At 70.5% G+C, this 11289-nt stretch carries 10 protein-coding genes and 1 pseudogene; 7 read left to right on the top strand and 4 right to left on the bottom strand.

Annotation, left to right across the window (positions count from 1 at the left end; all coding sequences use genetic code 11):
- A pseudogene (locus TX83_RS05455) lies at positions 1 to 736 on the top strand (hypothetical protein); the annotation flags it as partial.
- A 439-nt stretch (positions 737 to 1175) separates the two neighbouring features.
- Here TX83_RS05455 and TX83_RS05450 read toward each other — a convergent pair.
- Positions 1176 to 1823 carry a response regulator gene (locus tag TX83_RS05450; RefSeq protein WP_064746927.1) on the bottom strand — a complete coding sequence of 216 codons (648 nt, stop codon included), beginning with the start codon at positions 1821 to 1823 and terminating at the stop codon, positions 1176 to 1178.
- A gap of 156 nt (positions 1824 to 1979) precedes the next feature.
- Between TX83_RS05450 and TX83_RS05445 the strand changes: the two genes are divergently transcribed.
- Positions 1980 to 2870: a M28 family metallopeptidase gene (locus TX83_RS05445; protein WP_186442521.1), complete on the top strand. Its 891-nt coding sequence runs from the start codon at positions 1980 to 1982 to the stop codon at positions 2868 to 2870.
- A 49-nt stretch (positions 2871 to 2919) separates the two neighbouring features.
- Complete coding sequence (locus tag TX83_RS05440; protein WP_064746925.1) at positions 2920 to 3732, top strand: isocitrate lyase/PEP mutase family protein; 813 nt, start codon at positions 2920 to 2922, stop codon at positions 3730 to 3732.
- 163 nt (positions 3733 to 3895) lie between these two features.
- Here TX83_RS05440 and TX83_RS05435 read toward each other — a convergent pair whose 3' ends face one another.
- On the bottom strand, positions 3896 to 4657 hold the full coding sequence (locus TX83_RS05435) for an SDR family oxidoreductase (protein ID WP_064746924.1): 762 nt from the start codon (positions 4655 to 4657) through the stop codon (positions 3896 to 3898).
- Between the two features lie 230 nt (positions 4658 to 4887).
- Here TX83_RS05435 and TX83_RS05430 point away from each other — a divergent pair, with 230 nt between their 5' ends.
- Positions 4888 to 5787 (top strand): AraC family transcriptional regulator, encoded by a 900-nt coding sequence (locus tag TX83_RS05430; protein ID WP_064746923.1) that lies wholly within the window; start codon positions 4888 to 4890, stop codon positions 5785 to 5787.
- Here the strand turns inward: TX83_RS05430 and TX83_RS05425 are convergent.
- A complete protein-coding gene (locus TX83_RS05425; protein WP_222423720.1) occupies positions 5784 to 6635 on the bottom strand; it encodes a LysR substrate-binding domain-containing protein in 852 nt (283 codons plus the stop codon). The two genes, TX83_RS05430 and TX83_RS05425, sit on opposite strands and share 4 nt — an antisense overlap.
- 125 nt (positions 6636 to 6760) lie before the next feature.
- Between TX83_RS05425 and TX83_RS05420 the strand changes: the two genes are divergently transcribed.
- Positions 6761 to 7384: a LysE family transporter gene (locus tag TX83_RS05420; protein WP_064746921.1), complete on the top strand. Its 624-nt coding sequence runs from the start codon at positions 6761 to 6763 to the stop codon at positions 7382 to 7384.
- A gap of 101 nt (positions 7385 to 7485) precedes the next feature.
- Here TX83_RS05420 and TX83_RS05415 read toward each other — a convergent pair whose 3' ends face one another.
- Positions 7486 to 8319: a universal stress protein gene (locus TX83_RS05415; protein ID WP_064746920.1), complete on the bottom strand. Its 834-nt coding sequence runs from the start codon at positions 8317 to 8319 to the stop codon at positions 7486 to 7488.
- A gap of 229 nt (positions 8320 to 8548) precedes the next feature.
- Here TX83_RS05415 and TX83_RS05410 point away from each other — a divergent pair, with 229 nt between their 5' ends.
- Entirely contained in the window at positions 8549 to 9280 is a 732-nt protein-coding gene (locus TX83_RS05410) for a response regulator (protein WP_064746919.1), read from the top strand.
- The gene (locus TX83_RS05405) at positions 9277 to 11289 is read left to right on the top strand and encodes an ATP-binding protein (RefSeq protein ID WP_079248054.1); all 2013 of its coding nucleotides are present in this window, start codon (positions 9277 to 9279) and stop codon (positions 11287 to 11289) included. Before TX83_RS05410 ends, TX83_RS05405 begins: the two co-directional genes overlap by 4 nt.

Here is an 11289-nt window from a genome sequence, read left to right as displayed (position 1 = left end):
GGTCGGCGAACCCGCCGCGCCGGCCGCATCGGAATCCGTGCCGGCGGCAGCGCCCAAGGCCGCCGAGCCGACGCGCGAGCCCGTGCTCGAACCGGCCATGCCGGTGATCACCCGTCAGACCGACACCGCGCCGGTCGCGGCCCCGGCCGAAGACGCCGTCGCCGCCATCGAGCGGGTCGCGATCGAGCCCGTCCAGCCTGCGCTCGAAGCCGCGCCCAGCACGCCGGTCAAACCGGACCTGGCCGAGGCGGCCGTGATCGAACCGGAACCGGTGCGCGACACCGTGGTCGAAAGCGAGGTGGTCGCTCCCACGCCGGTCGAACCGGTGCTGATCGAAGCGCCCAAGGTCGAAGAAAAGGCCACCGAGGAAGTGCCGGCCCCGCGTCCGACCCAGGCCGAGACGTCGGCCCCGGGCCCGGTCGAGACCGACCGTGACGTCGTCAGCGCCGCTGCGGCCACGCCCGCCGTCGAAACCGCGGCCGTCGAAACGCCGGCCGCGGTCGAGGCGGCAGCCGCTCCGGCGCAGGCCGCCGAGCCCGCAACGACGGCCGAAACCGCGGTCGATCCGGTACCGGCCGTCGCGCCGGCTCCGACCGCGCCGGCCACGCCGCGCACCGGCAGCCTGTTCGATCCCCTGCCCTCGGCCCCGGCCGCGTCCGACGCCGCCGACGCGGCGGTAGAGGGCGAGGATGCAGCCGAAGGCAAGGGCGACGACAGCCACGAACGTCGCGCCTGATCGCGCGGCATTCGATCCACGCGTCAGCGAAACCACCGGCCGCGCGAGCGGCCGGTGTTTTTTTTATCGCCGCGATTCGCCGACACGCGCGCATCGCGTCTCACTGCATCGACCCCGCGCTCGCTCGGTCCGCTTATCGTTGCGAGGAGCGCCTGCGAATCCCAGCTTTTCGATGAGGAACAGCGCAAGCGGACAAGCCCGGCGCGGGCGCAATCGCGCACCGTTCTCTCACGGAGCGAATCGACGAAAGCACACCAGTTGGCCCAAGCCCAGCCGATCGCGTCCCGTTTCGAAAAGGGCAGTCGCGGGCTTCGTGCAGCCACCGGCAACGGCCCAAAGGTTCGCCGCGCTCCCTGCCGGCCGCCCTCGTCTATGGAACCGGGACCGGGGTTGAATGTCGGGATTGAATGTCGCTGTTGCAGTCGCGGCTACCGCCGCATCACAACGAATGCGCCGGATCCGCCAGCCCGTACTGCGCGGCCAAGCGCGCCAGGGCGATGGTGTCGGTGATCGCCAGCTTCTCGAACAGCCGGGTCTTGTGCGTGTTGACGGTCTTGGCGCTGAGGCTCAGGCGCTTGGCGATTTCTTCCTGCCGGAAGCCCTGCACCAGCAACAAGGCGATCTCCAGTTCGCGCGGCGAGAGCTCGTCGAACGGCGACGCGCCGCCGTCGATATTCGACAGCGCCAGGTTCTGGGCGATGTTGCTGGCCAGGTAGCGCTTGCCGCGGGCGACGTCGCGGATCGCCCGCAACAGCTCGCTGGCGTCGCCGCCCTTGCCGACGTAACCCGACGCGCCGACTTCGAGCAGGCGCTTGGGCATCGGCCCGTCTTCGAGCACCGAGACGATGATGACCCGGGTGCCGTGATCGCCCTTGACGATGCGCTCGGTCACTTCCAGGCCGCTGACGCCGGGCAGGTGCAGATCGCACAGCACGACATCGGGCTTGAGCTTGCGGATCAGCGGCATCGCCTCTTCGCCGCTTTCGACGTCGCCGAGCACCTCGATATCCGTTTCCGCGGACAGAATCATGCGCATGCCGGTACGCACCAGCGCATGATCGTCGACGATGAAAACACGGATGGTCATGTCCTTCCCCTGCCGCCTTGCTGCCACTCCGAGCAGGCTACGCGGCCGCTTTGTGCGGTGCAAGGCACTGATAATGTTACTAGGTTCACAATGACCGCTCCGTTTCGCCCATCCCATTCCGAGGAACTCATGCAACGACGCCGCCCCGTTACGCTCGTGATTGCCGTCGCCGCCGCGCTGTGGCTGACCGCTGCCGCGCCCGCCCTTGCCCGCGAAGCGGCGCCCAAAGCCCAACGCTGGATCGGCGACGTCGACGCGATCGCCGATGCCGACGCCGGCGATGGACGCCGGAGCGCGATCGAACGCCGGCTCGACGCGATCGGCCTGCACTGGAATGCGCAAACGTTCGAAGCGGGCAAACACGGCCGCGGCACCAACCTGGTCGCCGACGTGTCCGGGCCGGCGGATGCGCCGCTGCTGTTGTTCGGCGCGCACTTCGATCGCGTCGGCGAAGGCCGTGGCGCCACCGACAACGCGTCCGGCAGTGCGACCGTGCTGGCCTTGGCCGAGCGCTTCAAGCAGCGTCCGCTGAGCCGCCATCGCGTCGCGGTCGCGTTCTGGGACCTGGAAGAAGCCGGCCTGCTCGGCTCGGCCGCCTACATCGCGCAGAACCGCGCCAAGCCGGCGTTGTACGTCAACTTCGACGTGTTCGGCTGGGGCAAGACCCTGTGGATGATGACCCCCGAGGCCGACAGCGCGCTGGTCGCGGCCAGCCGCAGCGCCGCCGAGGCCGCCGGCCTGAGCCTGGCGCCGGGCGAGCAGTATCCGCCCAGCGACCACCGCTCCTTCCTCAAGGCTGGCTGGCCGGCGGTGTCGTACTCGTTGATCGGCGCCGAGGAAGTACCGCTGATCCTGGCCGCGTACCGGCGCGAGAAAACCGCCGAGACGGCCAAGGTGATGCGGGTGATCCACAGCGCCCACGACACCCTCGACGAAATCGATCCGGCCGCCGCCGCGCTCGGCGTCGACGCGGTCGAAGACGCGATCCGGCGCTGGGACGCCGACACCCGCCTGGCGCCGACGTCGATGTCCGAAAACGGCAAGTAAACCCTGCCCGCGCGGCCGATACTGCGCGCCCTTGCGAAGGAAACCCTCGATGTCCGCCACCGCCGATCACGCCGCGCAGTTCCATCGTTTCCATCACGACGGCGTACTGTTGCTCGCCAATGGCTGGGACGCCGGCAGCGCGCGCCTGATCGAAAGCCTCGGCGCAAAAGCGCTGGCCACCACCAGCGCCGGCGTCGCGTGGGCGCAGGGCTACGCCGACGGCGACCGCTTGCCGGCGCAGCGCCTGATCGACGTGGCCGCCGGCATCGCCCGCGCGATCCGCATTCCCTTGTCGGTCGATGTCGAAGGCGGCTACTCCGACGATCCGGCGCAAGTCGCCGACACCGTCGCGGCGCTGATCGACATCGGTGCGGTCGGCATCAACCTGGAGGACGGCGGCGCCGGCCCCGAGCGGTTGTGCGCCAAGATCGAACGGGTCAAAACCGCGGCCGCCCGGCTCGGCGTGCCGCTCTACCTCAACGCGCGCACCGACGTGTACTTGCGCGGCCTCGCCGCGGAGGGCGAGCGGGTCGAGGCCACCCTCGCCCGAGCCGCGCGCTACCGCGAGGCCGGCGCCGACGGCTTGTTCGTGCCCGGCCTGACCGCCGAGCACGAAGTACGCGCGATCGCCGCCGGCTGCGACCTGCCGTTGAACCTGCTCGCACGTCCGGCCTTGCCGCCGGCCGCCGAACTGCAGGGTTGGGGCGTGCGCCGGCTCAGCGCCGGATCGGACCTGGCGCAGTCGGCCTATGCCCGCCTGGCCGACCTCGCCGGCGGCTTTCTCGGCGACGGCGACTCGCGGCCGCTGCAAGCGCGGGCAATGGACTACGGCCGCCTCAACGCGCTGTTCGATTTCGCCTGAGCCGCTAAGCGAAAACGCGAAAACGCGAAAACGGCAGGCTCGCCCTGCCGCATTCGCGATCGCAATCCATCGACCCGACCGACGACCGCCGACCGACGACCGCCGAAAGCGGATTCGGATTCGCCTAGCCAATCCCGAATCCCGAATCCCCCATCCCCGCAACTCAGAACGTCCCGGCCGTAGGGCGCACGATCACCTCGCTGACGTCGACATCGTCCGGCTGCTCGATCGCGAACGCGATCGCGCGCGCGATCGCATCGGGCTGGATCGCGATGCGACGGAATGCCTTCATGTTCTCGCGCGCCGCGGGGTCGCTGATGCTGTCGGCCAGTTCCGATTCGACCACGCCGGGCGAAATCGTGGTCACGCGGATGCGCTCGTTCTCCTGGCGCAGGCCGTCGGAGATCGCCCACACCGCGAACTTGGTCGCGCAATACACCGCGCCGGTCGGCACCACGTAATGCGCGCCCAACGAAGCGACGTTGACCACCTGGCCATGCCCCTGGGCCCGCATCGCCGGCAGCACCGCGGCGATGCCGTGGAGCACGCCGCGGATGTTGACGTCGATCATCCGGTTCCACTCGTCGAGCTTGAGCGCGTCCAGGGTCGACAGCGGCATCACCCCGGCGTTGTTGACCAACACGTCGATGGCGCCGAACTGCTCTTGCGCGTAGGCGGCGAAGGCGGCCACATCGCCGGCGTCGGTGACGTCGAGTACGCGTTGGCGCACCTGCCCGCCGGCCGCGGCGATCTCTTCGGCCAGGGCGTGCAGGCGTTCGCCGCGGCGGGCGCCGATCACCACCCGCGCGCCGCGCGCGGCGAGCAGGCGGGCGGTGGCTTCGCCGATGCCGCTGCTGGCGCCGGTGATCAGTACGGTCTTGGCTGGAATGGCTGGAATGGCTGAAATAGCTGGAACAGAGGACATGGCGGAGCTCCTGGGAAGCGGCGGACGCGGTTCGTCCGGCCTGGCGCCACTGTCGTCGCGCCCGTCCGGGAGGCGGTAGAACGATTGCGGGCGGTTCTTGCACGATTCTCCAAAGCGCGACCGCTGCGCTTGCCGCTGCAGCGTCCGCGGCGGATCATCGCCCCCTTCCCCGGCCGGCGAATTCGCCCGCATTCGCCGGTCTTTCTCCTGCCTGCCGCTGCGGACCGACGATGTCAGCCCTCGCCGAACTGACCGACCTGGTTGCTCGAAACGCCGTCGACGACGGCGTGCACGAAACCGCGATCCCGCGCCTGGCGCTGACCCGCAGCGCCGCACCGACCGAGGCGCTGCACGCCCTGCACGAACCGGCGGTGTGCATCGTCGTGCAGGGGCGCAAACGGGTGTTGCTCGGCGACCGGGTCTACGAGTACGACCGCAATCGCTATCTGACCGTGTCGGTCGACGTACCCATCGTAGGTCAGGTGATCGAAGCCTCAGCCGAGCGACCCTATCTGTGCCTGCGTCTGGACCTCGACCCGGCCATGCTTGCCGCGCTATGGATGGAGATGGGCGCGACGCCGGCGGCGGCGACGTCCGACCCCAGTCTGATGCTCGGCGATCTGCAGCCGGAACTGGTCGACGCCGCCTTGCGCCTGCTGCGTCTGTTGCGCACGCCCGACGATATCGCGCTGCTGGCGCCGCTGGTCGAACGCGAAATCCTGTACCGGCTGATGAAGGGCGAACAAGGTTCGCGCCTGCGCGAAATCGCCCAGGCCGACAGCCGGCTCGGCCAGATCCAACGCGCGATCGCGTGGATCAAGCGGCATTTCCGCGATCCGTTCGATCTGGCCGAACTGGCGGCCCAGGCGCGGATGAGCCCTTCGGCGCTGCACGCGCATTTCAAATCGGTCACCCGGATGAGCCCGCTGCAGTTCCAGAAGCAACTGCGCCTGCAGGAAGCGCGCAAGCTGATGCTGAGCCGCGCGCTCGACGCCGCCAGCGCCGGCTATGCGGTCGGCTACGACAGCCCCTCGCAGTTCAGCCGCGAATACAACCGCCTGTTCGGCGCGCCGCCGTTGCGCGACGTGGCCCGGCTGCGCCGGACGCCCGAAGCGCTGTACAGCGGCTAGGCCTGCGCGCGCAGCCAGTCCAGCACCGCCGCTTCCGGCGTCCCCGCCATCGGCGCCTGCGGCGACAACAGCTCGTAACGGCTGCCGTCGGCGACGAAGCCCAGCGGCGCTTCGAGCAGGCCGGCGTCGATGTCGTCGCGTACCGCCTGCCAGGGCCCGATCGCCACGCCGAGGCCGGCCACGGCCGCCTGCAGACTGAAGTAGAAATGCTCGAAACGCTGGCCGCGCCGCTGCGGCAGGGTCGCGCCGCTGGCCCGGGCCCAATCGTTCCACGCCCCGGGCCGGGTCGCGGTATGCAGCAGGCAGGCTTCGGCGCGCAAGCGCGGCCGCGCGGCGGCGGTCAGCCATTGCCCGCGCGTGCGCGGGCTGCAGACCGGGCCGATGCGCTCTTCGAACAAGAACTCGGCATGTGCGCCGTCGCGGTCGAAATCGTTGCGCCGGATCGCCAGGTCGACCTCGCCGAATGGCACCGGCCCGCCGCCGGCGACCAATTGCAAGGCGATCTGCGGATGCTGCGCGTGGAAACCGGCCAGGCGCGGGATCAGCCAACGCATCATCAGGGTCGGCTCGCAGGACAAGCGCAGCGGACGCGGCCCGGCGGCCGCGCGCAACTCGCGTACCGCCGCCTCCAACCCGTCGAACGCGTTCGCCGCCGCCTCGCGCAGGCGCGCACCGGCCGCGGTCAGCCGTACCCGTTGGTGACGGCGTTCGAACAGGGCTACGCCCAGAGCGTCCTCGATCGAACGCACCGCCCGGCTGATCGCGCCGTGGGTCAGGTGCAGTTCCTGGGCGGCGCGGGTAAAGCTCTGCAGCCGCGCCGCCGCCTCGAAGCAACGCAACGCGCCCAACGGCGGCAGCCGAGCCCGCGTCGGTCGTGATTTTTCCTCACCCATTGAGTGAACAATCGTCGTTTGCGGACGGCTTTTCATCGGCCTAATTTAGCGGCAATTGCCGATTTTCGCCCGTCCCGCGCATGCATGAGCTGTTAGCTGTCGTCACCATCACCTTGATCGCCGTCATCAGCCCGGGGCCGGACTTCGCCATGGTCTCGCGCAACAGCCTGCTGCTGTCGCGCCGCGCCGGACTGCTGACCGCCCTGGGCATCGGCCTGGGCGTTTGGGTGCACATCGCCTACACCCTGCTCGGCGTCGGCCTGGCGATCCAGCAATCGTTGCGCCTGTACGCCGCGCTGAAACTGATCGGCGCGCTGTACCTGCTGTGGCTGGGCGTCAAGATGCTGCGCACGCCCACCGCCGCCGCTGCCGGGCCGTCCGCGCCGGTAGCGTTGTCGGATTTCGCCGCGCTGCGCACGGGGTTTCTGACCAATGCGCTGAATCCCAAGAGCACGGTGTTCGTGGTCAGCCTGTTCCTGCAGGCGGTCCAACCGGACACGCCGCTCGCGCAGCGCATCGGTTACGGCGCCTTCGTATCCGCCGCGCACATCGCGTGGTTCGGCCTGGTCGCGCTGGCCCTGTCCGGCGAAGAAGTGCGCGCTCGCCTGCTACGCTTCAGGCGCTGGCTGGACCGCGTGTTCGGCGCCTTGCTGGTCGGCTTCGGCGCCCTGCTCGCGGCCTCGGCCCTGCGCCGCGCGGCCTGATTTGCCCTGCGTGGCGATAAAGCCCTGGGTTCCCGCCTTCGCGGGAACGGCGATAGGTAGGTCGCGCCAAGAACTCCCCTGTCCTCGCCCGCCCGGCCGGCTCAGTGCGAGAACAACACCGGCACCGGCGCATGGTCGAGCAGATAGCGGGTGACGCCGCCGAGCACGTCTTCCAGCAGGCGCGGATGGCTGTAGCCGCCGGCCACGATCAGGTCGGCGCCGGATTCGCGCGCATGCGCGGCGACGACTTCGCCGACCGAGCTGCGCTCGGCGCTGCGCCGCACCAGTTCGGCCGGAATCCCATGCCGCTGCAGATGGCTGCCGAGCAGGAAACCCATCGGATCGGCTTGCGAATCGCGCTCGAAATCGTGATCGACCATCAACAGATCGACCGAGCGCGCCCGCGCCAGCAAGGGCATGGCATCGTGCAACGCGCGCGCCGCCTCGCGCGAAGACTTCCATGCCAGCACCACATGTTCGACCCGGCCGTCTCCGGCCCAGTCCTCCGGCACCAGCAGCACCGGCCGGCCGGAGCCGCCGAGCAGAGCGGCGAACAAGCGCCGCCGCGCCGGCGCCTCGCGTTGACCGGTGCCGAGCACGGTCAGGTCGGCGTAACGCGCGTGTTGCACGCAGATCTCGCCCGGGGTCAGCCAGAACGACTCGCTCTTGCGCACCGACCAACGCGCCGACTCGCCGGCCAGGCGCAACTCGACCGCCTCGGCGATCGCATCGGTGGTCGCCAGCGCGCTCTCGCGCATGGTTTCGTACAACCCGGCCGGGTAGTAATCCCAGGCCTCGGCGACCGGCGCGGCCAGGCTGACCCCGACCAGGGCCGTGACCTGCCCGCCGCCGGCTTCGGCCAGCGCACAGGCCATGCGCAACACCGGCGGCTGAATGTCGCCGAGCAGCAACGGCACCAGAATGTCCTTGAACATGGCCAGTCCGCATGGGAAACGCCCACAGCCTGGCCTATCCGGGCTCGGCGGCGCTTGATCTGGATCAGTCGTCCGCGATCGCAGGGGCAAGCGCCGACCGGCGTCGCAATCGCACCTTGCGCGGCCGGTCGGCAAGCCGCGCGCGGCTTGCGGGCGCTGCGCGATAAGCCCATCCTGGGCGTTGTGCCTTGCCCGTTCGCGGGCCGCTCCCCGCCATGCGAGCCTGCCGATGGACCCTGCCGCCGCATCCGCCCCCGCGCCGAAACTGCTGCTGGTCGACGACGATCCCGATATCGCCTCGTTGTTGAGCCGCTATCTGCAGGCCAACGGCTTCCGCACCGTCAGCGCCGCCAGCGCCGCGCAGGCGCGCGCCTCGCTCGACGATTCGGTCGACCTGGTGCTGCTCGATCTCGGCCTGCCCGATGAAGACGGCCTGTCGCTGCTGCGTCATCTGCAAGGCGCCTGGCGCGGCCCGGTGATCGTGGTCAGCGGTCGCGGCGAAGCGGTCGAGCGCGTGGTCGGCCTGGAACTCGGCGCCGACGACTATGTCGCCAAGCCCTTCGATCTGCGCGAGCTGCTGGCGCGGATCCGCTCGGTGCTGCGCCGCGCGGCGCCTGCTCCGGCGCCGGCGCCCGCCGCGGGGCACTGCCTGGAATTCGGCGGCTTCCGTCTGGACCTGCCGGCTCGCCGGCTGAGCGACGCGGCCGGACAGGAGGTCGCGCTCACCACCGGCGAGTTCGAACTGCTGCGCGCCTTGGCCGAACGCCCGCGCGAAGTGCTCAGCCGCGACCAGCTGATGAACCGCGTGCACGGCCGCGACGCCGGCCCCTTCGATCGCGCCATCGACGTCGGCATCGGCCGGCTGCGGCGCAAGATCGAAACCGACCCGGCCGCACCGCAGCTGATCAAGTCGGTGCGCGGCGCCGGCTACGTGCTCGCGGTCGAGGTCCGCCGCGCATGAGCGTCTCATTCCCCGGGTTGTTCGAAGCGGTGCCCGATGCGCTGATCGTCGCCGACGGCCGCGGCCGCATCGTCCAGGCCAATGTCCAGGCCGAGCGCCTGTTCGGCTATCCGCGTGGCGGGCTGAGCGGGATCGAGATCGAAAAACTGATGCCCGACGAGGCGCGCGAACGCCACCGCGCGCACCGCAACGACTACATGGCGCGGCCGCACGTGCGGCCGATGGGCGTCACCGGCCAGAGTCTGATCGGGATGCGGCTGGACGGCACCCGCTTCCCGGTCGAAATCGCCCTGAGCCCGATCGGCGACGGCGAGGATTCGCGCTACCTGGCCTCGATCCGCGACATCTCCGAAACCCAACGCGCACGCCAGGCGCTGGTGCGCGCGCGCTACGACGCGTTGGTCGCGCGCATCGGCCAGCTGGCGCTGGAGGCGCAGGACGAATCCGGGGTCATCGACCACGTGCCCGCCCTGCTCGCCGGCGCGCTGCGCGCCGCAACCGTGGCGGTGCTGTTCGTCGCCAGCGACCGGCAGAGCCTGGACACCCGCGCCGCGATCGGTCTGAACCGCGGCGCGGCCGGCGAGGACGACATCGCTGCGGTGCTGCAGGCGCTGGCGCGCGGCGAACCCTGGCTGGTCGAAGACCTGCGCCAGCACCGCGCCCTGGGAGGCGCCTTTCCGTTCGCCGCGCAGGCCGAAGGCAGCGCCGCCCTGATGCCGCTGTTCGACCGCGGCCGCCCGCTCGGGGCCCTGCTCGCGATCGCGGCCGAACCGGGATTGTTCGATCACGACGCCGTGCACCTGCTGCAATCGGTGGCCAACCTGATCGCCGCCTTCGTCCAGCGCCGCCGCACCGAAGAGCAGTTGGCGCACTCGCAGCGGCTGGACGCGGTCGGCCAGCTCACCGGCGGCATCGCCCACGACTTCAACAATCTGCTGACGGTGATGTCCGGCAGCCTGCAACTGCTGGAACTGGAGTACGAGCACACGCCCGAGGCCGGCGAGTTGATCGCCAGCGCGCTGCGCTCGGTCGGGCGCGGCGCCGAGCTGACCGGCAAGCTGCTCGCGTTCGCCCGCCGCCAGCGCCTGAGCCCGCGCGCGGTCGACGCGCCGGCGCTGCTGCGCGACGTCGAATCCATGCTCAAGCGCACCCTCGGCGAAAGCGTGCGCCTGTACCTGCACTGCGCCGACGATCTGCCGCCGGCCTATGCCGACCCGGCGCAACTCGATGCGGCCCTGGTCAACCTGGCCTTGAACGCGCGCGACGCCATGCCGCGCGGCGGCGAAATCGCGATCGAGGCGCGCGAACACCGGGTCGAAGCCGACGCCGCCGGCGCCGACCTGGCGCCGGGCCGCTACGTGCGCATCAGCGTCGCCGACACCGGCCGCGGCATGGCGCCGGAGACCCTGGCGCGGGCGATGGAACCGTTCTTCACCACCAAAGAGAGCGGCCGCGGCAGCGGCCTGGGCCTGAGCATGGTGTACGGCTTCGCCAAGCAGAGCGGCGGCCACCTGCGCATCGACAGCGCGCTCGGTTACGGCACTCGGGTGGACCTGTACCTGCCGGCGGCGGAAGCCTGGGTCGCGGATGCGCCGGCGCCGAACGAGGCGCGCGTCGACGGCAACGGCGAAACCGTGCTGGTGGTCGAGGACGACGACGCGGTGCGCGGCATCGCGGTGTCCTTCCTGCAGGCTTCGGGCTATCGGGTGATCGCGGTCGCCGACGCGGCCCAGGCGCTGCAGCAATTGGCGATCGGCGACGACATCGCGCTGATGTTCAGCGACGTCATGCTCGGCACCGGCATGAACGGCAAGGAACTGGCGCTGGCCGCGCGCGCGCTTCGCCCATTGCTGCCGGTGGTGCTGACTTCGGGCTACGAAACCGACGCCGCGGCCGCGGCCGCCGAAGCCGGCGCGTTCGAGCTGTTGCGCAAGCCCTATCGTCGCGAGCAACTGGTCGCGGCGATCGGCCGCGCATTGAATCCCGTCGTCGACGACGCCGGCGACTAG

Origin of the sequence: Lysobacter antibioticus HS124 (assembly GCF_000336385.2) — a bacterium.
Lineage (GTDB): Bacteria > Pseudomonadota > Gammaproteobacteria > Xanthomonadales > Xanthomonadaceae > Lysobacter > Lysobacter firmicutimachus.
The sequence above is the reverse complement of the archived record's forward strand: the minus strand, read 5'-3'. Positions and strand labels throughout refer to the sequence as shown.